At 45.9% G+C, this 24,212-nt stretch carries 21 protein-coding genes and 2 pseudogenes; 17 read left to right on the top strand and 6 right to left on the bottom strand.

Translation table 11 applies throughout. The annotated features are described in order from the left end of the window. The first annotated feature begins 3 nt into the window (after positions 1–3). The 4 genes from TW81_RS11835 to TW81_RS11820 all read left to right on the top strand — a co-directional run bounded on the left by TW81_RS11835 (position 4) and on the right by TW81_RS11820 (position 4,042). Positions 4–912, top strand: coding sequence for a carbohydrate ABC transporter permease (locus TW81_RS11835; RefSeq protein ID WP_045955914.1), 909 nt, complete (start codon positions 4–6; stop codon positions 910–912). Positions 913–917: 5 nt separating this feature from the next. After that, positions 918–2,009: an ABC transporter ATP-binding protein gene (locus TW81_RS11830; protein ID WP_045955913.1), complete on the top strand. Its 1,092-nt coding sequence runs from the start codon at positions 918–920 to the stop codon at positions 2,007–2,009. Between the two features lie 33 nt (positions 2,010–2,042). Beyond that, positions 2,043–2,567 (top strand): gluconokinase, encoded by a 525-nt coding sequence (locus TW81_RS11825; protein ID WP_045955912.1) that lies wholly within the window; start codon positions 2,043–2,045, stop codon positions 2,565–2,567. A 191-nt stretch (positions 2,568–2,758) separates the two neighbouring features. Beyond that, the gene (locus tag TW81_RS11820) at positions 2,759–4,042 is read left to right on the top strand and encodes a GGDEF domain-containing protein (protein ID WP_045955911.1); all 1,284 of its coding nucleotides are present in this window, start codon (positions 2,759–2,761) and stop codon (positions 4,040–4,042) included. A 58-nt stretch (positions 4,043–4,100) separates the two neighbouring features. Here TW81_RS11820 and TW81_RS11815 read toward each other — a convergent pair whose 3' ends face one another. Next, complete coding sequence (locus TW81_RS11815) at positions 4,101–4,958, bottom strand: DMT family transporter (RefSeq protein WP_045956040.1); 858 nt, start codon at positions 4,956–4,958, stop codon at positions 4,101–4,103. 107 nt (positions 4,959–5,065) lie between these two features. Further along, a complete protein-coding gene (locus TW81_RS11810) occupies positions 5,066–5,692 on the bottom strand; it encodes a LysE family translocator (RefSeq protein ID WP_045955910.1) in 627 nt (208 codons plus the stop codon). 288 nt (positions 5,693–5,980) lie between these two features. Between TW81_RS11810 and TW81_RS11805 the strand changes: the two genes are divergently transcribed. From TW81_RS11805 to TW81_RS11765, 9 genes are all read left to right on the top strand, one after another. Beyond that, positions 5,981–6,598: a LysE family translocator gene (locus TW81_RS11805; protein ID WP_045955909.1), complete on the top strand. Its 618-nt coding sequence runs from the start codon at positions 5,981–5,983 to the stop codon at positions 6,596–6,598. A gap of 94 nt (positions 6,599–6,692) precedes the next feature. Next, positions 6,693–7,763, top strand: a complete 1,071-nt coding sequence (locus TW81_RS11800; protein ID WP_045955908.1) for a threonine aldolase family protein — start codon at positions 6,693–6,695, stop codon at positions 7,761–7,763. Positions 7,764–7,886: 123 nt separating this feature from the next. Beyond that, complete coding sequence (locus TW81_RS11795; RefSeq protein ID WP_045955907.1) at positions 7,887–8,498, top strand: thermostable hemolysin; 612 nt, start codon at positions 7,887–7,889, stop codon at positions 8,496–8,498. 11 nt (positions 8,499–8,509) lie between these two features. After that, entirely contained in the window at positions 8,510–10,027 is a 1,518-nt protein-coding gene (locus TW81_RS11790) for an AMP-binding protein (protein WP_045955906.1), read from the top strand. A 10-nt stretch (positions 10,028–10,037) separates the two neighbouring features. Next, complete coding sequence (locus TW81_RS11785) at positions 10,038–10,721, top strand: iron-containing redox enzyme family protein (RefSeq protein WP_045955905.1); 684 nt, start codon at positions 10,038–10,040, stop codon at positions 10,719–10,721. An 8-nt stretch (positions 10,722–10,729) separates the two neighbouring features. Next, a complete protein-coding gene (locus TW81_RS11780) occupies positions 10,730–11,536 on the top strand; it encodes an SDR family oxidoreductase (RefSeq protein WP_045955904.1) in 807 nt (268 codons plus the stop codon). 13 nt (positions 11,537–11,549) lie between these two features. Continuing rightward, a complete protein-coding gene (locus TW81_RS11775; RefSeq protein ID WP_045955903.1) occupies positions 11,550–12,185 on the top strand; it encodes a tetratricopeptide repeat protein in 636 nt (211 codons plus the stop codon). A 3-nt stretch (positions 12,186–12,188) separates the two neighbouring features. Beyond that, entirely contained in the window at positions 12,189–12,845 is a 657-nt protein-coding gene (locus tag TW81_RS11770; RefSeq protein ID WP_045955902.1) for a response regulator, read from the top strand. Next, a complete protein-coding gene (locus tag TW81_RS11765; RefSeq protein ID WP_045955901.1) occupies positions 12,835–14,262 on the top strand; it encodes an ATP-binding protein in 1,428 nt (475 codons plus the stop codon). Before TW81_RS11770 ends, TW81_RS11765 begins: the two co-directional genes overlap by 11 nt. Positions 14,263–14,343: 81 nt before the next feature. On the opposite strand, the gene TW81_RS11760 is transcribed toward TW81_RS11765, so the two are convergent. After that, on the bottom strand, positions 14,344–14,850 hold the full coding sequence (locus TW81_RS11760) for a PhzF family phenazine biosynthesis protein (protein WP_052706199.1): 507 nt from the start codon (positions 14,848–14,850) through the stop codon (positions 14,344–14,346). A gap of 198 nt (positions 14,851–15,048) precedes the next feature. Then, the gene (locus tag TW81_RS11755; RefSeq protein WP_162197056.1) at positions 15,049–18,408 is read right to left on the bottom strand and encodes an ATP-binding protein; all 3,360 of its coding nucleotides are present in this window, start codon (positions 18,406–18,408) and stop codon (positions 15,049–15,051) included. A 59-nt stretch (positions 18,409–18,467) separates the two neighbouring features. On the opposite strand from TW81_RS11755, the gene TW81_RS19620 reads away from it, so the two are divergent. Both TW81_RS19620 and TW81_RS11750 read left to right on the top strand, forming a co-directional pair. After that, positions 18,468–18,602, top strand: coding sequence for a hypothetical protein (locus TW81_RS19620; protein ID WP_275041439.1), 135 nt, complete (start codon positions 18,468–18,470; stop codon positions 18,600–18,602). Between the two features lie 254 nt (positions 18,603–18,856). Further along, positions 18,857–19,174, top strand: a complete 318-nt coding sequence (locus TW81_RS11750) for a DUF1840 domain-containing protein (RefSeq protein ID WP_045955899.1) — start codon at positions 18,857–18,859, stop codon at positions 19,172–19,174. A 69-nt stretch (positions 19,175–19,243) separates the two neighbouring features. Here the strand turns inward: TW81_RS11750 and TW81_RS19565 are convergent. Next, positions 19,244–19,402, bottom strand: a pseudogene (locus tag TW81_RS19565) (cysteine hydrolase); the annotation flags it as partial. Here TW81_RS19565 and TW81_RS11745 point away from each other — a divergent pair. Together TW81_RS11745 and TW81_RS11740 are read left to right on the top strand one after the other, a co-directional pair. Continuing rightward, positions 19,392–19,646 (top strand): annotated as a pseudogene (locus TW81_RS11745) (helix-turn-helix domain-containing protein); the annotation flags it as partial. The pseudogenes TW81_RS19565 and TW81_RS11745 sit on opposite strands and share 11 nt — an antisense overlap. A gap of 125 nt (positions 19,647–19,771) precedes the next feature. Further along, a complete protein-coding gene (locus TW81_RS11740) occupies positions 19,772–21,085 on the top strand; it encodes a hypothetical protein (RefSeq protein ID WP_045955897.1) in 1,314 nt (437 codons plus the stop codon). A 207-nt stretch (positions 21,086–21,292) separates the two neighbouring features. Here the strand turns inward: TW81_RS11740 and gcvP are convergent, their stop codons facing one another. Continuing rightward, positions 21,293–24,157 carry an aminomethyl-transferring glycine dehydrogenase gene (gene gcvP, locus TW81_RS11735; protein ID WP_045955896.1) on the bottom strand — a complete coding sequence of 955 codons (2,865 nt, stop codon included), beginning with the start codon at positions 24,155–24,157 and terminating at the stop codon, positions 21,293–21,295. Positions 24,158–24,212 lie beyond the last annotated feature (55 nt).

The raw sequence follows: 24,212 nt of genomic DNA, 5'->3' as shown, positions 1-24,212 counted from the left end.
CTTATGTCCACCACACTTTCACCTACACTTTCCGCTCCGGCTACAAAGAAACGCAGCTCAATAAAAGCGAAATGGGGCAGAGCGGGAGTCTATGGCTTTTTGCTGCTAACAGCGTTGTTCTTTCTATTACCGCTTTATGTGATGTTAGTTACGTCGTTTAAAGAACTAAGTGAAATTCGTGTTTCTTCTATTTTTGCGTTACCGGAGCAATTTTCTTGGGATGCTTGGAAAGTGGCTTGGAGTAGCGCTTGTACAGGTTTGGAATGCCAAGGCTTGCAGGTCGGCTTTTGGAACTCAGTCAAAATTCTAATCCCGAGCGTTGCCATATCTGTTCTGTTTGGTGCAGTAAATGGTTATGCCTTGTCATTTTGGAAAATGAAAGGTGCAAATTTACTGTTTGCTTGCTTGCTGCTGGGGGCGTTTATCCCATACCAAGTTTTTATCTATCCGTTGATTCGCGTCTATGCAGATATCGGCATCTACGGGACTTTAACGGGTGTAGTTGTTTCACACGTCATTTTCGGCATGCCAGTAATGACTCTGCTATTTCGTAACTATTACAGCACGTTGCCTTTGGAGCTGTTTAATGCTGCACGCATTGATGGCGCGGGATTCTTTAAGGTGTTCTTTACCATTATGTTACCCATGTCTGTACCGATTGTGATTGTTGCAGTGATTATGCAGGTGACCAACATTTGGAACGACTTTTTAATCGGTTTGGTGTTCGCTGGTAATGACAATCTTCCAATGACCGTACAGCTCAACAATATTGTCAATACAACGACCGGAGAACGGGCATATAACGTCAATATGGCCGCGACTATTTTAACTTCACTTGTACCGCTGATCATTTACGTCGCTTCAGGACGCTGGTTTGTTCGTGGTATCGCTTCTGGCGCAGTAAAAGGATAATTCTTATGGGTATGGTAAACATCAACAAGCTTGATATCAGCTACGAAACGACGCATATCGTTAAACAGCTTGACCTAGCAATACAGGATGGAGAGTTTTTGGTTCTACTTGGCCCGTCTGGGTGTGGCAAGTCTACTCTACTCAACGCGATTGGTGGTCTTATTGATACCAGCGGTGGCACCATTCATTTTGATGACAAAGACGTAACATGGACGGATCCCAAAGATCGCGGCATCGGAATGGTATTTCAATCTTACGCTTTGTATCCAACCATGACCGTTGAAAAAAACATGTCGTTTGGACTAAGAATCGCTGGTGTAGACAAACAGACAATCGAGAAAAAGGTGCAATGGGCGGCCAAACTGCTCCAACTGGAGCCACTACTAAAACGTAAACCTTCCGCTTTGTCTGGAGGGCAACGACAACGAGTAGCGATTGGTCGAGCATTGGTACGTGATGCGGATATCTATTTATTTGACGAGCCGTTGTCGAACCTAGACGCAAAACTTAGGGCAGAACTTCGTCTTGAAATTAAAAAACTCCATCAAACTATCAATTCGACCATGATCTATGTCACCCATGATCAAATTGAAGCGCTGACTCTAGCTGACCGTATTGCGGTGATGAAAGATGGGGTCATTCAACAACTCGACACTCCAGATAACGTTTACAATAAACCGAATAATTTGTTTGTTGCGACATTTTTGGGGTCGCCAGCGATGAACTGTATTCAGGGGCATTTATATCTCGAAAACGGGAAAACAACCTTTTACTCCGATGAGTTGATATTGGATGTTAGTGATTATCCATTTTCTCAGCCGCCAGAACATGGGCGCGCGGTAACTTTTGGTGTTAGGCCAGAGCACATTTCAACCCTTGATGGTGAGCAATCGCTCGATAATGTACTTACTGGCAGTATTGAGTTAGTCGAACCAATGGGCTCAGACACTCTTATTTGGACGAAATTCACCAATTCTCACACCTTATCCCATCGTGCGAGTACCGAGAAATCGTATTTTGTTGGTGAGAAGGTGAGTGTGCAGATTGATGTATCCCGATGCTCAATTTTTGATGCAGGAACAACCTGTCGTATGTAACTTCAAACCGATCGCTAAAGCAGTAATATAGATATGAATAAACAGAAAGTGCTCGTTATGGGTGTTTCGGGAAGTGGAAAAAGTTGTATAGGAGAGCGCCTCGCTAAATCGCTTGGTGAGACGTTCTATGATGGCGATGATTTCCATCCACAAAGCAATATAGACAAAATGAGTCAAGGTATTCCGCTGAACGATGAAGATCGGCAGGGCTGGTTAGAAACCCTGAATCGACTATTTGTATCCAATGGTGGCGGGGTCATTGCTTGCTCCGCTTTGAAACCTCAATACAGAAGCTTGCTCATAGAAAACAACCCTGAGCTAATCACCGTTTATCTACGAGGCTCTTTTGACACCATTTGGGCGCGTTACCAAAAGCGTAAGGGGCACTTTTTTACCAGTAAAAATATGCTCCAAAGCCAGTTTGATACCTTGGTAGAACCTAGCACGGAAGAGGCGATATTCGTCGATGTCGAGCAAAATGTTGACCAAGTGGTGGAAAAAGCGCTCTGTGGTATTCGTGATTGGTCTGACAAACTTGGACAGCAAACCGGGGCCTAAACGTCAATCAATCAGTTAGCAATTAACGGACGGTTTGCGTCTCCGTTCGTTAGTTGTGCTCTACAGATACAAAACTGATTTTTGCTTTAGCTAGTGATTGAGCGTTCCGTCACTATCTGCAGAATAGATTTGTCTAACTAGCTATATTATTGTGCTAACTACAAAGCAGGATGTATAGGTAGACGTATTGAATGGAACACACGAGCAATTACGATCACTTGGTTCATATTAAGAGTCATGATGAATTAGCACTGTATGAATTGATCCCAAATGTGGTGTGGTTTTTCGACCTCGATAAGCATGGCTGGTGGTGGGGTAATCAAGCTACGGTTGATTTCTGGGGCTTAGATGATGTCCAGCAGTTGATTGATAAGGATTTGTCGGGCGACACTCAAGGCGCAAAAGATCGCACGGCCCAAACGTTTGAACTGGCCGTTAAAAATGGCCTCACCATTGATCCTTGGACCACCTACCCGAACGGCAAACCTAAAACCGTGTTCATGATGCATCGCGCTGTGTTGCTTGGGCCTGAAAAACACCGCGGTATCATTGCTTTTATCAACGAAAAAGTAGAGCTGGGCGAACAACCAGAGAACCTACTCTTGGTGGAAGCAATGCGTTATACACGCGTCGCGGCGACGACTTTTACCGATCAAGGTGAGGTTGTTATCGAGAACCCAGCCGCCACAGAGGCTTATGCTCACCTTAATTCTCAACCACTACCAAAAGGTGTTAGCGCCTTTGTCGCCCGTTTTGCAGACCCAGAGCAAGGCAGAGAATGTCTCGCCAAAGCGATAGCAGATCAAGGTGGGCGCTGGGATTACGTGATGCGCACAACTCAAGGTGATAGGCAGCATGCGTTGGATGTGCGTCGTACACGGCATCCGCTCACGGGTGAATTCTTACTGCTCGTCGTGGAATATGACGTGACCGAACTCTATCAGGCTCTGCAAGAAGTCGAACAAGCGCGCAAAAAACTTCACGATATCGCAATGACCGATACCCTGACTCAAGTTGCTAGTCTCCACCACATGCAGGAAGTGGCGAAACAGGCGTTAGATGACGCGGCGCAGAAGGGTGAGCGGGTCAGAGTATTATTTATCGATCTCGATGGCTTTAAAGAGATCAACGACCAATATGGTCATGATATTGGTGATGAGGTTCTTAAAATCGTTGCTCGACGCATTCAAGCGAGCATTCGCGCATCTGATATGCTCGCGCGGATTGGCGGTGATGAATTTGTCATCCTCCAGTTTGGTGTTGAAGATACTGAGCAAGTGGCGGCGAGAACCTTATCTCATCTCGCTGAACCGATTGCCGTGCAAGGGGGCACCATTAAAGTGAACGCCAGCATTGGTATCGCGTCCTATCCTGAAGATGCTGACAACTTAAAAGACCTACTTAAGCTTGCTGATGATGCGATGTATCAGGTGAAAAGCTCGGGCAAAAATGCCTTCTTATTTGCTTCTGCGTGATCATAAGGGCGACGACAAATGGCTTTGTTAGAGGTTCGCCCTAACTAGTGAGTTTACGTTATCTGTTGGGCATCCAAGGCTTTAACAATCGTCTGCCGAAGACGTTGATTAGCGCTCCAGTTACAATGAGCCCACCGCCTAAGTATGTCCAGAATGAGGGAACTTCGTTAAATAACCAAACGCCGATCAAGGCGGAAAATACAATCTGAATATATGAATAGGCGGAGGCTTTGCCTGCAGCTTGAGTTTGCATTGCTTTGGTCAAGCCGTATTGGCCAATTTGAGTAAATACGCCAACCAGGAACAGAATAAATGTCAGCGTTAAACTGGGCCACACAAACTGATCCCAAACTAAAAATACCGAGGTCGGCAGAGCAACCAGTGGAAAGTAGAAAATAATCACTGAGCTGTCTTCTGTTTGGCTTAACTTCCTGACAATTACGTAAGCAATCGAGCTACCAAATGCGCCTAGCAGGGCGGTCACAATACTTAATGGCGGTAACTCAACACTGGCGTTATTGTTGATGCTTGGCTGAACCATCACCCAAAGGCCTGCAAGACAGAAAGCAATACAAATCACAGTTGAGGTTTGAACTCGTTCTTTGAGAAATAACACTCCGAGCAGAGCAGTAAATACCGGATGAACGTATTGCAAGATAGTCGCTTCAGCGAGGGGTAGAGTGGTCACCGCATAATAAACACACATTAACGCTATGGTACCAACCGTGCCGCGAACAAAGAGTAATGGCTTGTTGTTACCCCAGACACAAATGCCTTTACGCTTGACGTCTAAATAGCTGATTATCAGAGAAACCAAAGCACGTGCAGCCACAATTTCAAATAGCGGGATGCCGTAGTTGCTGACGTATTTAACGCACGCAGACATGAGGGCAAAACCCAGCGCGGAGAGAAGCATAAAACGGACCCCTGCAGGGATCTGATTGAACAGTTGATTCGGCATGTTTTATTCGGTGTTGATGTCAGTAAGGGAGGCTTATGCCACCCTTATGAAATGGGTTCGGTTTACTTATTGACGGCTAAATACGTACCGGCGGCGATCATAATACTTCCGGCGCCTCGATTCATCCTTTGCTGGGCTTTCGGTGTTTTGATGACTTTTGCCAGCTTACCTGCACCAAATGCGACACTCATGATACCTGTCATTAAGGCCACCATGGTCAGCCCTACCGCAAGCGCAATATCTTGGTGGCTCAACGAGGTCAAATCCATAAATGTCGGCAAAAATGAAATGTAGAACAAAATCACTTTCGGGTTCGAGGCTGAAATCAGAAAGCCTTGCACAAAACCCGCTAAAATAGACTGCTTATTGACCGCGGTGTTTTGTTCCAAAGCATCCGTCGCTTGTGGGAGCGATTTAATCATTTTATAGCCAAGATAAATCAGATAAGCCGCGCCTATGTAGCGGATAGCGATAAAAAGCGTTGCCCAGTTTTCTGCGATAGCCGCAAGACCAAAACACGCGAGTAGAAAATAGATCACATCGCTGACAACCATTCCGGCAGATAGAGCGATGCAGTTTCGCGCGCCAGAAACTATCGCTCTGGCAATAATAGCGAATACACCAGGGCCGGGAGTGATGCTGAAAATAAACATAGCGATAAAAAAGGTAACGGCGCTTTCGACACTCATAAACCGGCACTCCAGTTGTCATTGATTTTCTGCACACTAACACCGTTTGCCGAAAATGAAAATGACTATTGTTGGTACTAAGATTGTGCAGCGGCAGAGCCCTTATCTCTATATATCTAAGGTTCCACTCGCGATATTTTGATACCAACAGGGCACAACGGTTTTGTGACCGAGTGAGATTTGTTATTGCGATAGATTGATATTGCATATATAAATCATTGTTCAATATATCGTCTGATTGAGAATCTAGCTCTACATCCTGTCAGCCAGAGCAGAAAGGAATTTGTTGTGGAATATCTACTGTCTGTCGCCTTGTTTGCGATTTCTTCATCGGTCACGCCGGGGCCAAACAACATTATGGTGATGACGTCAGGGGTGAATTTTGGTGTTCGCCGAACCTTACCATTGCTGCTGGGCATTTGTATTGGCTTTACCATCATGTTGCTGCTGGTTGGTCTCGGATTCGGTCAGATCTTCAGTCTCTTTCCGCAGCTTGATTTGCTGATTAAGTCGTTAGGTACCTTGTATTTACTCTATCTTGCATGGCAAATCGCTCGCTCAGGTGAAGTTTCATTTGGTGGGGAAAAGGCCAAGCCGTTTGGTTTTGTAAAAGGCGCGTTGTTTCAATGGATTAACGCGAAAGCTTGGGTGGTTGCCATTGGTGCTATTTCCGCGTTTACCACCATAGGGGATGCTTACACCTCGCAGAACCTGACCATAGCGATGACGTTTTTTGTCGTTTCATTTCCGTGTGTTGGGATATGGCTGATGTTTGGCTCGCTGCTTCGCCAATACCTAGCCAACGCCACCTATTTGCGCGTATTTAACCTGACTATGTCAACGTTGTTGGTCATTTCTGTCCTGCCCGTAGTGCGTCAAATTGTGTCTGAGTTGAGTGCGATTTAGCGCAAACAGCCGTGCTGAAGTCGTGTAATTGAATGTATTTACGCTTAAGTAAGAACAAGTTACATTAGACGAAATAACATCAAAGGATAGAAATATGAGTGCTCACCTCAAGCAGCTTTGTCATACCCATTTACCCGGTAATAAAGAAGATTCGCCAGCGGAGCATTTCAGACAAATGGCACAGTGGTGTGAAGACAACCATGTCAATCATGATGTTTATGGTGAAGGCGAGACCATACAGGCATTCGAACAAAAAATTGCAGACTTGCTTGGTTATGAAGCTGGGCTTTTTGTTGTTACGGGTACGATGACTCAGCCGACGGTACTTGAGTTGGTGACGAAACAAAAACGCAATCCAATCGTTGCTATGCACCCATCTAGCCATGTTTATGTTCATGAAAGACAAGGCTACCAACTGCAGAATCGCTTCAATATTTTGCCGATCGGCGACCCCTATCAGACTTGGAAACTCGAAGACCTCCAAGCATGGCCAGATGAGATTGCGGCGGTACTTTATGAACTGCCGATGCGAGAAATTGGGGGTCAATTACCGTCTTGGGATGAGCTGGAAGAGATCAAGTCCTATTGTGCAGAACAAGAGATTCACCTGCATATGGATGGGGCTCGGTTGTGGGAAGCCGCGGCTTATTACCAAAAAGAGTATCACCAAATTGCGCAAGGCTTTGATACAACGTATGTGTCATTGTACAAGGGCGTCAACGGATTAGGTGGGTCGATGTTATTGGGCTCACGAGCGTTTATCGATCTGGCAGCAATGTGGATGAAACGCCAAGGTGGCAATCTTTATCATAGAACACCTTACATCGTCTCTGCAGCCATGCAATTTGATCAAAGACTAGCAAGATTGCCACAGTTATTTGAGCGCACAAAGCAGGTGTATCAGATCATTGAAGAGTTTCCGACGCTGGCAGTGAATCCGCCAACACCACAGTCCAACATGTTACACCTTATTCTTCCTTTTAGTTGTGATGAAGCAAAAGAGTTGCAGCAAGCGTTTGCGACAGAAAAAGGCATTTGGTTCGGTAACCCTCAAGTGACGGGGCATCCTAATCAGTCGGTGGTTGAATGGTATGTGGGTGACAACTTACTCAACCTGAGCGACGAAGAGTTAAGAAGCTTTTTTACTGAACTCACGACGGCCTAACGAACTAAAACTGCTCGGAAAATTGCCCGAGCAGTTTCAATTCTTGCAAATTTCCCTACCTTAAGGGTTTCTTAAGTTTCGCGATTTATCTTACTGATAACGAATCAGGATTAGGTGATGCGAATGAAACCTCAAACTCAAGCTTTACCAACAGATTTTCAGCTCGATATTGTTCACCCGTCACACGGCTTATGGCATGACGTTGTTGATCACGTTTCAGAGCGCTACCAACAAGCGTTTAGTGCTGACCTTAAAGTGTATATGCCCGCCTATCTTACCTTGCTCGATAACGATGAGATTGCGTCGGTGTGCGGTTTTCGTATTGCTGCCGATGAGCCTTTGTTCCTTGAGCAGTACCTTGATGCGCCAGCACATGAAATGATCTCCCAGTTGTTTGAGCAATCCGTTGAGCGCAATAACTTAGTTGAGTTTGGACATTTGGCGTCGTTTGCCAAGGGAATGTCACCACTGCATTTTTATTTGATTGCTGAGTGTTTGGCCGAAAATGGCTTCGAATGGTGCATTTTTACCGCGACGGATCCTCTGTTCGCACTGATGTCACGCCTTGGGCTAGAGCCGCGTTTAATCACATGTGCGGATGCCAACAAAGTGGTCGATGCACAGAAAACTTGGGGTACTTACTACGAGTATCAGCCCAAGGTTTATGCCGGAAATCTTATTAAAGGCTTGCAGCGTCTGCGCCTAATTCAGCAAAACCGTCGCAAGCAGGCATAGGAGAGCGCACCATGAACGCCATATTAAATGCTATAGAAAAGTGGGCACGCGAGACGCCGGACAATATTGCCTTTGTCGGCTCTGGCCTTAGCGGCGAGCCTTTACCTGTGACCTACAAAGAACTTGTGGATTGTATTCATTATACCGCGCATCAACTGCAAGCGATGCAGGCACAAGCGATTGCTCTGCGCGCAGACAACAGCCTAGGGTGGGTTGTGGTCGATTTGGCCGCGATGTATCTCAATGTAGTGGTGGTTCCGATTCCGACCTTTTTTTCTGCTTCGCAGGTTGAGCATATCTTGCACAGTTCCGCGGTCGATGCACTGGTGGGCGAATGGTCAGTGAATGAGGGGGATTATGTTGGAGAGCGAATCGAGACAATTGCGGGATTGGCGGTTTATGCCCACAACATGGCGCAAAGTGCGAGTTATTTACCAGGAACACAGAAAATCACTTTTACCTCGGGCTCGACAGGCGCGCCGAAAGGTGTGTGTTTAAGTCAAGATAACGTGTGTCGAGTGGCTCAGTCGTTAGCGACGAGTGTTTGTGGAGAAGCGACGCGTCACCTTATTGTCTTGCCGTTATCAACTTTGCTGGAAAATATCACCGGTGTTTACGTCCCTCTGCTGTTGGGTGTCACCTCTTATGTGGTTTCAGGTGAGCAAACGGGGCTGATGGGCTCAAATCAGTTCGATGTAAAGCGCTTTGCTAACGCGCTTGAACAGTATCATCCACAAAGCCTAGTACTCACTCCCGCGTTGTTATTGGCCCTTATCTCAGTGGTAAAACAGCAACCGAGTTTAGCCGAGACATTGAAGTATGTTGCTGTCGGTGGCGCGCGCGTCTCTGCTTCTCTGATTGAAGCGGCGCAGCAACTTGGCATAGCCGCTTATGAAGGGTATGGCCTTTCAGAATGCGGCTCCGTGGTGTGTCTTAATACGCCCAAGGCACATAAAGCGGGATCGAGTGGGCGAGTGCTACCTCACCTAAATGTCCGAATTGCTAAAGACGGCGAACTGGAAGTGAAAGGCAACAGTGCGCTGGGTTACTTAGGCGCAGCGTTTACGAGCGAATGGCTAGCGACGGGGGATTTAGCTGAAATCGACGCGCAAGGTTTTGTCACCCTGTTAGGACGAAAGAAGAATCTTATTGTGACTGCGTATGGACGTAATGTGTCACCTGAGTGGGTGGAATCCGAAGCGGTCGCTTTTTTACCCAATGTACCGTTTTTTGTCATTGGTAATGACCAACACACACTGTGTGCGATTACGCAGCAACAGCCAGATTTAGCGCAAAAAGTGACTGCGCTTAATGCTTTGCTTCCTGATTACGCCCGTATTGGCCGTCTATTGGTATTTGAGAATATCAGTCAGGTAACCCAATGGTTTACCGCCAACGGCAAAATTAGACGCAATCAACTTGAGCGCGATGCGACCCAGCTGTTGGCAAACAATCAGGTCGAAATGCTGCTTGATGGTCAGTCAGTGACACGAATTGATATTGCTGCGCAGCAGCTATTAGCCTCTTAAGGAGAAGAATATGAACACTTTTTTTAGTCAGCTACAACACCATACGGCCAAGGCTCAGCAGGCGATGCTCAATGCCCCTGTGATTGCAGAAGTTCAGCGCGGAAACATTGATAAAGAAATGTATGTTGCGTTTCTTACTCAGGCTTACCACCACGTTAAACATACCGTGCCGCTATTGATGGCCTGTGGTGGTCGGTTATCTGCTGAGTATGAGTGGGTACGAGAAGCACTGGCCGAATACATTGAGGAAGAGAAAGGTCACCAAGAGTGGATTCTTAATGATATCAAAGCTTGCGGCGCTGATGCCGAGCAGGTGCGCAATAACATTGGTCAAGGATGTGTTGGACAAGCTATTGAGCTTATGGTGGCTTATCTCTATCACAACATCGACCGTCAAAACCCTTTAGCGCTGTTTGGTATGGTTTGGGTGCTTGAAGGTACCAGCGTGGGTATCGGTGGACAAATGGCGCAAATCATCCAGACGCGTTTAGAACTGCCGGCAGAAGCGATGACTTATCTCGTCTCCCATAGCGTCTTAGATCAATCACATTTGCAGTTCTTTGAGCAGTTGATGAATAAGATCACTGACCCAAGGGATCAGCAGGTGATTATTGACTCAGCTAACATGGTGTTTGACTTATATGGGCAGATGCTGCGTGCTTTACCTGTGCAAACCACCCAACAAGCGGCATGAGGTGAAAGATGAAAATTGAACACAGCCATATTATGCTGACGGGTGCGTCGGGTGGGATAGGACGCGCGATAGCAACTCAGCTCGCTCAAGCAGGGGCGAGGCTCACGTTAGTGGGGCGCAGCGAAGATGTTTTGCAATCGTTGAAAGCATCACTTGAACACAGTCAGCAGCATCAGATCTTAGTCGCGGATATCACTTCGCCGCTTGGCATTGCCGCCATCAACGAATACGCCAAACGTGCGATTGTCGAACGCGTTAGAATCAATGCTGTGATTAACAGCGCAGGCTGCAATGAATTCGCGTTACTGAACAGTAAATCGCCACAACAAATCGAGCAAGAAATCAGCCTCAATCTGCTTGCGCCAATAATGGTTTGTCAAACATTGATCGGTTCGCTCTCCCAACCGGGCGTAATATTAAACATAGGCTCAACCTTTGGCTCTATTGGCTATCCAGGCTATACCTCGTATTGCGCCGCCAAGGCGGGGTTGCATCGATTTTCAGAATCTCTCGACCGAGAACTCAGCGGCAGTGGTATTCGCGTACTTTACCTTGCCCCTAGGGCTACCGACACGGCGCTGAACAGCAGTGCGGTGACGCAAATGAATCAAAAATTGGGCAACGCAACGGATTCACCGCAATGTGTCGCACAGCATGTGCAGACCATGTTGGAAAAAGAGATCAGTGCTAAATGGATTGGTTGGCCGGAAAAGCTCTTTGCGCGTGTGAATCAAATTTTACCCGGCGTGGTTTCGTCCGCTATCAATAAGCAGAAAGAAACCATTCATCAATACGTTAATCGTATAAGTCCTTAGTAAGGGAAGAAAAATGAGTATGAAACGAGTCTTAACTATCTCGCTAGGGATAGCCATATTGAGTTCATCGCTTGCCAATGCCAACGAGTTGCAACTGCAAACAGTGCAAAAAGAGTGGGCACTGTGTCAGTACAATAGTGGCGGTGAAGACGAGCAGCAGCAATGCCTTGAAGCGGCGATCAATAAAAACGTTCAGTATCTTAAACAGAGCCCAAGCGATCCTGAACTAACGGTTTGGTTGGCGATCAATAAAGCGTCACTGGCAGGCGCAAAAGGTGGACTAGGCGCGTTATCACTGGCAAAAGAGGCTAAAGCTTTGTTGGAGCAAGTGATAGAGAGTGCGCCAAATACTTTGAATGGTTCGGCATACACCAGTCTAGGTTCCTTGTATTATAAGGTTCCGGGATGGCCAATTGGCTTTGGAGATGACAAAAAAGCCGAACAAATGTTAAAAAAAGCGTTAGAGATCAATCCTAAAGGTATCGATCCTAACTACTTTTATGGGGACTTCCTCGCGCAGGATGGGCGAAAAAAAGAGGCGAAAGCTTACTTAACCAAAGCCCTACAAGCCGCACCAAGAGCCAATCGCCAGTTAGCGGATGAAGGCCGGAAGAAAGAGATAGAGATAACAATGGCGAGACTTAGATAATTCATGCGTTTATTACTGGTAGAAGATGATGCCCTGTTAGGGCAGTCGATGGTAACGTCGCTAAGCCGACATGGGTATACGGTAGATTGGCTAGAAAAAGGCGCCGGAGTGACGACCGCGCTCAAAACAGAGGCGTTTACCGCTGTGATCCTTGACCTGACGCTTCCGGACATTGATGGCTTGCAGGTCTTGCGAGCCATTCGTCGTGAAGGGTTTGAGTTGCCAGTGATGATTTTAACCGCGCGTGATGATATTCGTGATCGAGTTCAGGGCTTGGATGGCGGAGCTGACGACTATCTGGGTAAACCTTTTGCACTCGAAGAGTTGTTAGCGCGGCTTCGGGTGTTAATTCGTCGTCAATCGGGCAGTGCGGATGAAAACATCGTGATTGGGTCATTGAGTCTTTCTCTTTCCGAGCAGAGTATCCGTTTTGCTGATTCTCCTCTTAAGCTTACGCGCAATGAGTTTAAAATCTTAGCCAGTTTGATGACGAATGCGGGTCGTGTTCAGAGCAAAGAGCAATTGCAACAATCACTGCATGGTTGGGATGAAGGCTCAAGTGACAACGCGATAGAAGTGCACATCCATAATTTACGCAAAAAGGTGCCAGATGTTGCGATCAAAAACATTCGTGGCGTAGGGTACATCCTTGAAAAGTGAGAATTTCGAACGTAAAGCGCCTTACTCAATAAAGCGCCAGTTAACACTCTCAGTGACCATTCTCGTCAGTGTGCTACTGATGATTTCGCTCTACTTTAGCTTTCAATCCGCCAAGCATGAAGTAGAAGAAGTGTATGATGCTCGTCTAGGACAGTCGGCCAAACTGCTACTATTGGCCGTATCACTCTCTAAAAATCAAAACGACATCATTGACCATCGGCATCAATTTGATGCTTGGATGGATAACATTCGTCAACTGGCTGCCAATGATGATGAAGGCACCGTCTATGGTCACCCTTATGAGCAAAACTTGGTGTTTCAATTTTTTAGTAGTGGAGAACTGTTATGGAGCTCGATAGACGACTTACCAGCTTTGTCGAAATCCGCCCAGGACAGCGGTTTCACTGACGTTGATGTAAAAGGGGAAGCGTGGCGCACGTTTCAACTTACCTTTATCAACGAGCAAGGAATAAGTGAGTACGTTGTGGTGGCGGAAAAACATGCGATTCGTCAGGAAATCATTAACGAAATTGCACTCGCTACCTCGATTGAACAGATGTTTCTATTGCCCGCACTGTTAGCGGTTTTATTGTGGTTAATTGCCAAATACCTCAGGCCAATTGATCAATTGCGCACAGCCATCGCGCTGCGAAACGCCCATCATCTAGACCGAATTCATGTCAAAGATCATACTGTTGAGCTTGCGCCTCTGGTTGATGCCCTCAATACATTGCTGGAAGAGCTTGAGCTCGCTTGGGAGCGAGAAAAGCGTTTTACACGCGCTGCCGCACACGAGTTAAAAACGCCGCTCACCATCTTGAGGCTTAACGTTGAAAATGCGCTTGCTACTGATGAGCCAGAGCAAAAACAGCAAGACTTGCATAATATTTTGCTCGGAATTGAACGTACTGATCGGCTAATCCAACAGCTGTTAACTTTAGCCAAGGTGGAGACAACTTCTGAGCGCGCGATTGATTCGGTTGATCTCAATGTTTTACTCCAACGCGTGATTGGCGACTTGGCTCCTTTGGCATTAAAGCAGAATCAAGACATTTGCTTAGAAGGCCGCTGCAGTAAGTTTCTTGGTGACAGTGCGCTGCTGGAAGTTTTGTTTAGAAACTTGATCGACAATGCAATCCGATATTCTGGATCAGGCAGTGCAATCCGTGTCGTTTTACATGAGAAAAATAGCGTAATTGAGGTTCAAGTTTCTGACAACGGCCCTGATATTGCTCCCGTTACTCGTGAGCGATTATTTGAAGCGTTTTACCGCGGGCAATCTGATCGAGGCGATGGTGCAGGGCTAGGAATGGCAATCTGTAGAGACATAGCAACGCTGCATAACGCCAGCTTAGAGCTAATGCCACGCAGCGATGAAAACAATACGTTTGTTGTGCGTTTTAGTCATTCCAATTAGTGATACCTCTTCGCCCGAGATCTGACGCGAAAACTGTAATCACGCGCGAATCATAAATACTTGCTGTTTTTCTCTATTTATTCACACAGCAAGCTCGATGGTTTTTACTAAACTTCCATAGCCGCCGGCCATTAAACGGGTGATCTCTGACCCCTGTGTTTCTAAATCAATGTTGATTAAGCTGGCTGATTTTGGGGTCATATAAGCGCCTTGCTCAATACTAATACTGGTGTCAGATAGGCCTTCATACTGATACAAGAAACATGCGAGTGGACCAGCTGCCATGCCTGTCGCGGATTCTTCTTCAATACCATAACGTGGAGCAAACATGCGGGTTGTCGCGTGGTAGAGGGTGGCACTTTTATCTGTGGTGTAGACATAGAAGCCAATCAAGTCGAGATCATCGCTGATCGTGTTGATAAGTCCTTGGTTGGGGATGATTTTACTCAGCGCCTCTCCATTAGCTACTTTAATGATTAAAAAGCTATTTCCCGTATTGACGCGGGTAATGGGTACTTCTAAACATAAATCTTGTTTGTCGAGTCCCAATGCGAGCTGGATATCTTCGTGAGTGTATTGACCTGCCAAAGCATCAGGCAGTCAGGCTTCTTAACTAAGATTGGTCCGGCGGTCAAAATAGACGCCAGTTATTGGATTGTATGCAAAGCCGAGTTTGCCCAAACTGAGCGCTACAGCAAATTGAGAAGCTGGTTAAAGAGTCAAATTAAGCAAACCTTGGATGTTTGACTCGTCAACGAATAGCCGCCACTTTTGGTCAGCAATCCACTAAGAAGCGATGGATTGTTGCTGCGTTTGTTCAATGGCAGCCATCAAGTGAGTGTATTCTTGGCTGCATCGCTCAAACACTTGCTCAACCCGTTCAAAGTTTACGCTTTCAGTCCGACGTACTTCGTCTTCGAGCATAGCCATTAGGGTGAGCAACTCTTCAGCACCGATGTCACCGCACAGCCCTTTGAGCTTATGCGACCAGTGGGCAATTTCGTCGACTTCGCGCGCGTTGATCGCTTTGTGTAACAACTCAATATCTTTGGCTGCATCTTGCTGGAAAATAGAGACAATTTTCGTAAACAGTGCTTGGTTTCCGCCCAAACGCTTCAGTGCGACGTCTTTGTTCCAACCGGAATAGTTGTCTGGCAGTGGTTTGCTTTCTGTTCTCGTTAACGGTTGAGTCGGTGCAGTATGACGACGGTTTAGTGTCCAGCGCAGAATTTTTTCAATCAGTAGTGTCGAGTCGACAGGCTTAGTAATGTAGTCGTTCATTCCGTGAGCGAGACACTTCTCTTCTTCGCCAGAAAAAGCATTAGCGGTCATTGCGATGATTGGGATATCAGGGCCACCGTTAAACTTGGAGTTAAGCCGTAACGTTTGCGAACATTCGTATCCATTCATAATCGGCATCTGGCAGTCCATCAATATACAATCAAATGTGTTGCCATCACGTTCAGCCTGCTCTATACAGCCCAACGCCTCTTGACCGTTCTCAGCACATTCTACCTTGGCACCGAGCGGAACTAAGAAACCTTTGGCGACTTCCTGATTTATCTGATTGTCATCGACGACCAAAATATGCAGGGCGGATAAATCGGCTTCTAACAATCTCTGTTTCGTGTGGCTGACGCTCTCTTTAACGGTATTAAATTTACCACTCAGTGCGGTTAACAAATCGGTGCTAAGCAAAGGCTTAGAAACTATAACTATATTTGGGTTGCCGGCAACCAAATAAGGCGGCATGACGCTCGAAGCATTTAACTCAATGACTTGTAGGTCTGCCTTGGTATTGTCTGCGGCTGCCGCATCAACGATGGATTGATAATAAGGCGAGTGTTTCTCTGTAATAATGGAGTCTAACTGCGCGACCCAGTTGTCGACAGGCTCAGATACCGCTTGATGGTTCGCTCCCCAATTGTCTAACGCCCTCTCTATCACCTCTGATAAAGCGTTGTCTGAGATGGCAATGCCAATGGTCGATCCTTGCAACTCATGCTCACTGCTCATAAGCTCACAATCCGCGACATCGATATCGATGTAAAAATAGAAATGGCTTCCGATGCCTTGCTTTGATTCAAAATCGATGTGCCCATTCATTAACTCACATAACTGGCGACAGATAGACAGACCAAGCCCTGTACCACCAAACTTGGCCGAGGTCTCTGGCCCTTCTTGAGAGAAAGGTTGGAACAGACGATGTTGATTTTCTGCGGCGATACCTATGCCACTGTCTATCACGCCAACATTCAAGCGCACGAACTTATCCTCAATCACTTCTGTTGAGGCAATGACTTTTATCATCCCTTGTTGCGTAAACTTAATTGCATTGTTCATCAAATTATTGAGAACTTGCTTGAGTCGGTTGGGGTCGCTGAGCACGGATTGGTAGTGGACTTGTGTGGTATCTAAAATGACGTCTAAGCCTTTTTCGTACGCTTTGACGGCATTGGACTGCACCATAGTTTCAATCACGTCGCGAGGCGAGAACGGCTGATAGTGGACTTCTAACTTTCCTGATTCGATTTTCGACAAGTCTAAAATGTCGTTAATCAACAAGGCTAAGGTGCCAACCGAGCTTTCGGCCATGGCTAAGTAGCGCTGTTGTTCTGGGTTGAGAGGGCCATTTCTTACCAAACTGAGAGTGCCGACCATGCCATTAAGTGGGGTGCGCATCTCGTGGCTGATAGTAGAGATAAAATTACTTTTAGCTTGACTGGCTTCTAATGCCTTACCGTGGGCTTCTTCGAGAGCTTCACTGTGTTGTCTTATCTCTTCAGTGCGTTTATCGACCTCTTTTTCAAGCTCGGCATTGTATTGTTTTAATTTGTCCTGCGCTTCAACACTTTCGGTGACATCACGGGCGGAAATTACATATGAATCAATTTCTTCAATATTCCGCAGAAATACGGGTGAGATGATGACATCGATATAGACTTTTCTCTCTTCGCCAAAAGTGACGCTGTCTTGGAACTTGATGACCGTCTTTTCGTTTTTACACTGTTCAATTTTGTCCATCACATTCGCTTTATTAAACCATATTAGTTTGGAAAGCGGTCGATTTAGCGCCATATTGGATTGCACATTAAACAGGTGTGATGCGGCACCATTCCACGTCTTTACCTGCCCTAAAGGAGAGACACAGATAACGGCATCAACCGAGCTATTGATGATGGCCTGAAATATCGAGTTGGCTTTGTTTAACTTCAAACTGGAAGAATATGAGCGATAAAAGAAAGCAAGTACTGTCGCAATCACTAAAACGGCAAACAAACCCAGATAAAGAATTTCGCTACGGCGATGGCTGATCTCTGCCATTATTTTGTTCTTAGAAATCAAACCATAGACATACATTTTCCTTTCCATGTCGTTGCCAGTAATGAGGGTGACTTTATGGGCAAACCACTGCTCTTGCGGATCGCTGAGGCTGATCAGCGTCATTAAGTGTGAGCGACTCATTGGTTCTATATGGTAAGAGCTTTCTAATGTTACCTCGGGAGCAAGCTGTCTGGTAAACGCCAACGCATTATCAGAAGACGATATAAAATATCCGTCGCTGTCAACTATCCATGAAGCGTCGAGCGTTTTGCTGTCTTTGTAGAGTGCGTTGAAGAGTTCAGTGCTGTCTATGTTCATGATAATAAAGCCAAAGCGATTACCATTGTCATAGAAAATAGGCAGAGCAATCCGATAAGTCGGTTGCAACGGGTAAGATATTTTTCCGTACTCTTTATTAAGATTCACTGAACTAACGTACAATTCACCCGCCCCCAATTTAGCAGAAGGTTCATAGTAAGGTTCATTACTCTTGTCCTGAAGGCGAGATTCTCCAACGACAATAACGCGTCCTCCATCTCGGTCGACGCGCAGAAATTCATGACCTTTATCCTCAACGGAGATGATGCGTAATTGCTTGATGGCCGGATCGTTTTCAATCCAAGATTTGAATATTACCGATAAACGAGATTTCCACTGCTCCAATGTGGTGTTATCAAGTGCATCGACATTATTGTTCGACAAGGCGCGCGTAATACCTGAAATGGGTGGGGTTGAATGTAAAAACTTAATCACGCGGATATTTTGAAAGATGTCTTGCTGAACCGTGTTGACCTTCTCTTCGGTTTCAATTTGCAGCGTCAAAGCGGTTTCCTTAAGAATCGCTTGAGCAGAATTTTCTGTATATCTATAGGTTGCATAGAGTGTTAAAGAAACAATTAGAGGAAGGATCAACCACCATATTTTCTTATTCACCATCTGCTATCCTTACCTTCACTTTCCCGTTTTGTGACATCGCACTTGATGTGGTTGCCGTCACTTTTGTTATTGAGCGCTAAAAACGTTGCCGAGAAAAAATGCTAAATTTTTCAAGAAACTTATTGAGTCAAGTGTAGTACATAAACTAGGGAGTCTCGTGTTAACTGCATTATCAATTAGGAAGTGAGAAGTTGGTACGTTTTTTCGTGATTTACGATAGGAACGACGACCTCTAAACTAAAAACAGTCAGTGGATCTCCATCAACGAGCTAGAGCTGAGCAAATGATTTACTATAGGGACAATAACCGCGACTTAGATCATCTGGAGTAGATAATGTTGATTATTTTTCGTAGCCCTTGCCACGCCAGTATCACCATGTTCGGTGATGTTGCCCTTAGTCTAATTAAAATGATGGGTCACAGTGGCTCAGTACCCGGAGCGATTCTTGCCCCCGATATACCTGTAGCGTTAGATAAACTAAGCGCTTCACTGTCTAAAGCCGCTCAGGTTGAAAAGAGTGAACAGCATGACATCGATGACGACGAGCAATCGGAGCCTGTGGTTTCGATTGGCCACAGAGCCATGCCATTGATGGAAATGCTAAAGTCGGCCATTGAAGACCAATGTGACGTCATGTGGGATCATCAATGAACCGTGCAACCTTGATTAACGCGAAAACTCACCGGGTGCTAATCCCAGTGAGTATTCCGTTGCAGCTTTCTATAACGCCTGTTCAGACGTGATGGTTGGAACTCGAACCGAGACCGCGTTCAGCGCTATCTTGTGAATCATCTCATCAGTTGCGGTACAACAATCTTCAACAATAGAAAGCTGATACTTTTCTGCGCTTTTGGACAACACAGTGTGGGTCACGCAGTTAGCGAATCAAGTCAGCCTCACCGAGCGCACATTACAAAGGCGCTTTCAAAAAGCAACTGGACACAATCCTAACCAGTACCTTCAAAGGCTTAGAGTGCAGAATGCGTGTGATTGTTTAGAAAGCACCTCACACTCTTTTGAGCTCATTGCCAATCAAGTGGGCTACGAAGATATCAGCGCATGTCGAAAAGCGTTCATCAATATTGTCGGATTAACACCACGAGAGTTTCGTAAGCGGTTTTGAGGTATGTGGGATGCAAAGTCCTCGTCATGTCGTGAGCTGGGGCTTTCTTTTGAATTAAACGTTTTTAAACGGGTTTTAAACACAGCTATAGTTCTAAATCACAGTGATTACAAAGAAAAACAATTATGAGTGATATAAAACCGTTAGTTGATTCAATCAATACTCAGCTCGATCAAATTGAAAATCATTTTTCCTCTGTAACTACAAACTATACAGATCAACATTACTTAAATGCGCGTCAATGGAATATGCCAGCCGTTACAAGTACGACACTGGGTGATTCTATTTTAGTAGCAAGAGAACTGGTAACCAACTCATTTTCAGACTCAGGTGTACTGGGTGGCTTAGTGAATAGAACAGAGTACATAGAGCAACTAGATCTTATGCTGAAACATTTTGTATCCCACACACTTCCGCAAGCAAACAAGAGTGCAACCAATATTATTCACGGAGTAACAGCAATATCTAACTCTCTTAAACATTGGAGTGATAGTGTTGAACTGAATATAGAAAAATCAGAGTTGATTGAACTGCGTACAAAGGTCAATGATTTGGTTGAAGAACACTCAGAAGCCTATAGCGATATATCTGGCTTAGCGACCGATATAAGAAGTACGCGGACTCGAATCGAACACATCAACTCAAGTGCACTAGATGTTGAAGAAAAAGTGACTCTCATAAATAAGGCGCATGAGGAGCTTAAAAGTCTGCCGAACACCTTGCATGATCTTGAGATGAGAAAAGATGAACTCACTCAACTCCATGACAGTTCTATGAAAACAGCGGGTAAACTGGAAAGTGATCAGAAAGAAATGCTTGAGCATCTAAAGTCGATAACTCAATGTCATGAGGACGCTGCACTATTAGTGAAGCAATGCAGAAATGCGCGCATGCTAGCTACCGCTGAAGGGTTGTCAGCAGCCTTTGAGAAAAAGGCACAAGAACTCAAGCAGACTATGAGTTACTGGGTTATTGGTTTGATCATTGTTTTATTATTTGGTGCTTCATTTGGATACAGTCATGCTGTGCAGTTATCTGCATTATTGGAGAACGATAAAGTGTCCGATTCTAGGATACTGATAAAAACCATGCTATCTGCTCTGTCACTAGGTGGCCCTCTGTGGTTTGCGTGGGTAGCAACCTCCCAAATCAATAAATGCTTCAAGTTGTCTGAAGATTACTCGTATAAAGCTTCAGTAGCCCGTGCATATACAGGCTTTCAAGAAGAATCTAAACTCTATGAAGATGAAGTTAGCCAGGCTGTTTTTGAGCGTACCATTTTGGCTTTTGGTGCTCCGCCTCTACGATTAATTGATGGCGCTGATCACAATAGCCCCATGCATGAAGGATTAAGCGCAGCATCTAACGCGGGAATGTTTAGTTGGTTTAATAAAAAAAGAAATGACCAATCAGACAAACCTAGCGACAACGCAGCGTAGTTAATTTCAAGTATTCGTTAGTGCTTAGAAAGTTTTACTATTAATATGTATGAAACATGAATGATAGATGAGACATAATAGCTGTCTAGAACAAGCCATCAAAGTTCTAAGCTATTTACTGTAGTAACTAAATCAAAGTTAGAATGAAATAAAAAAGCGAACCAATTGGTTCGCTTTTTGTATCCTAATTATCGGTAGAACAAAGATTTAATCTTCGTAGTTGTCGATACTTGGGCAAGAACATATTAGGTTACGGTCACCATAAACGTTGTCTACGCGGTTTACTGTTGGCCAGTATTTCCAAGACTTAGTTGCAGGTGATGGGAAGCAACCTAGCTCACGTGAGTATGGGCGATCCCACTCATCCTTTGATAGATCGACTTGCGTGTGTGGCGCGTTTACTAGCGGGTTATTCTCTAGTGGCCATTCGCCATTTTTCACTTTTGTCATCTCTTCACGGATGGCAATCATCGCTTCACAGAATCGATCCAACTCTTCCAAATCTTCAGATTCTGTTGGCTCGACCATCAATGTTCCTGCAACCGGGAAAGACATGGTTGGTGCGTGGAAACCATAGTCCATCAAGCGCTTAGCGATGTCTTCTTCACTAATGCCTGTTTCTTCTTTCAGTGGACGAATATCGATAATACATTCGTGAGCCACGCGGCCGTTGGTGCCCCGGTAAAGAACAGGGTAGTGAGGACGTAAGCGCTCCATCACGTAGTTTGCGTTCAAAATAGCGACTTTGGTTGCGTCTGTTAGGCCAGCTTCGCCCATCATCGCGATATAAGCCCACGAGATTGGCAGAATTGATGCGCTACCAAGATCGGCCGCTGATACTGCGTAGTCATCACCTTCAACACCGTTTTCGATGTGGCCTGGTAGGAATGGGGCTAGGTGCGATTTCACACCGATAGGGCCCATACCCGGGCCGCCGCCGCCGTGAGGGATACAGAAGGTTTTGTGCAAGTTCAGGTGAGAAACGTCAGAACCAATAAAGCCCGGAGAGGTTAAGCCAACCTGCGCGTTCATGTTAGCACCGTCTAGATATACCTGACCGCCAGCCGCATGAACCATCTCGCATACTTCTTTCACTTGTTCTTCGTATACGCCATGGGTAGAAGGGTAGGTGATCATAATGCTCGATAGATTTTCTTTGTGTTTTTCAATCTTATCCGCTAAATCGCTAATGTCGATGTTGCCTTCGTTGTCACACTTAACCACTACCACTTTCATTGAAACCATCGATGCAGTTGCAGGGTTAGTGCCGTGCGCCGAGCTAGGTATCAGACACACATTACGGTGACCTTCACCACGGCTTTCGTGGTAGCGTTGAATAGCGATAAGACCTGCGTATTCACCTGATGCACCCGAGTTAGGCTGAAGCGAGAATGCATCGTAGCCTGTGATCTCACAAAGTTTTTCTTTAAGATCTTTTGCAAGAGCTGCGTAGCCAGCCGCTTGATCTGCCGGTGCGAACGGGTGAATAGAACCAAACTCTGGCCAAGTCACCGGGATCATCTCTGCTGCTGCGTTTAACTTCATGGTACAGCTGCCGAGTGGAATCATACCGTGCGTTAGCGAGAAGTCTTTGTTTTCAAGCTGTTTTAGGTAACGCATCATCTGCGTTTCACTGTGATGCGTGTTGAACACAGGGTGAGTCAGGTACTTTGATGTACGACGAAGTGCTTCTGGGATAGCGGCAAATTCGTTGCTGGCAATTTCTGTTGATAGCGCTGCGATATCTTCTTTAATACCGAATACGGCGAATAGCGCTTCTACGTCTGCTGTTGTTGTCGTTTCATCAAAACTAATACCTAACTTGCCGTTTAGTTTACGCAAGTTTAGATCTGCTGCTGCGGCTTTGGCATAAAGCGCGTCAGTTTGTTCACCAGAGTTAATCGTGATGGTATCAAAGAAGCTGTTGTGCGCGAGTTCGAAGCCCGATTTTGTCAGACCTGCTGCTAGGATAGCGGTCATATGGTGAGTACGACGAGCAATAGTACGTAGACCTTCTGCACCGTGGTATACCGCGTAGAAAGAGGCCATGTTGGCAAGTAGTGCTTGAGCGGTACAGATGTTTGACGTTGCTTTCTCGCGGCGGATGTGCTGCTCACGAGTTTGCATAGCCATACGTAGTGCTTTATTACCGTTAGTGTCGATAGAGACACCGATAATACGGCCCGGCATGGTGCGTTTGTGCTTATCACGCGTTGCCATAAATGCTGCGTGAGGGCCACCGTAACCCATTGGTACGCCGAAACGCTGCGCGCTGCCGATAACAACATCTGCGCCCATTTCACCTGCTGGTTTCAGCAGTGCTGAAGCAAGTAGATCCGTCGCAACGGTAACCAGTGTTTTGTTTGCTTGTGCTTTGGCGATGATCTCGGTGAGATCGCGGACTTCACCTGTTGTACCAGGGTATTGAACCAGAGCACCGAACACGTCTTGCTCTGGAAGAGATTCTAGAGAACCAACTTGAACCTCAAAGCCGATGTACTTCGCGCGAGTTTTCACCACTTCTAGTGTCTGTGGATGTACGTCGTCTGCGACAAAGAATACGTTACTCTTGCTCTTACCCGCACGCTTACAAAGCGTCATTGCTTCAGCGGCTGCAGTTGCTTCGTCAAGCAGTGAGGCGTTAGCAATGTCCATTGCCGTAAGGTCCATCACCATCTGCTGGAAGTTAAGCAGAGACTCTAAACGACCCTGAGAGATCTCTGGCTGGTATGGTGTGTATGCTGTGTACCAACCTGGGTTTTCAAGTACGTTACGTAGAATAACGTTTGGCGTGAACGTGTTGTAGTAACCCTGACCGATGAAAGTGCGCTTTACTTGGTTTTGGTTGGCAAACTCTTTCATTGCAAGCAGCATGTCTGCTTCGCTTTTCGCTTCGGCGAGTGTCATCGGTTTTTCGAGACGGATCTGAGCGGGCACCGTTTCTTCGATAAGTGCGTCAAGGCTTATGGCATTGATCGCGTCCAACATTTTTTGTTGGTCTGATTTGTTTGGGCCGTTGTGGCGAGCAACGAACTCATTTTGTGTGCTGAGGCTTTGAAGTAATTCAGTCATTGTCCTTTACCTACTCCGTGTTCGGGTAACGGGTATCATTACTGATATGTCTATT

This window comes from Vibrio galatheae (assembly GCF_000967545.1).
Taxonomy (GTDB): Bacteria; Pseudomonadota; Gammaproteobacteria; order Enterobacterales; family Vibrionaceae; genus Vibrio; species Vibrio galatheae.
The sequence above is the reverse complement of the archived record's forward strand: the minus strand, read 5'-3'. Positions and strand labels throughout refer to the sequence as shown.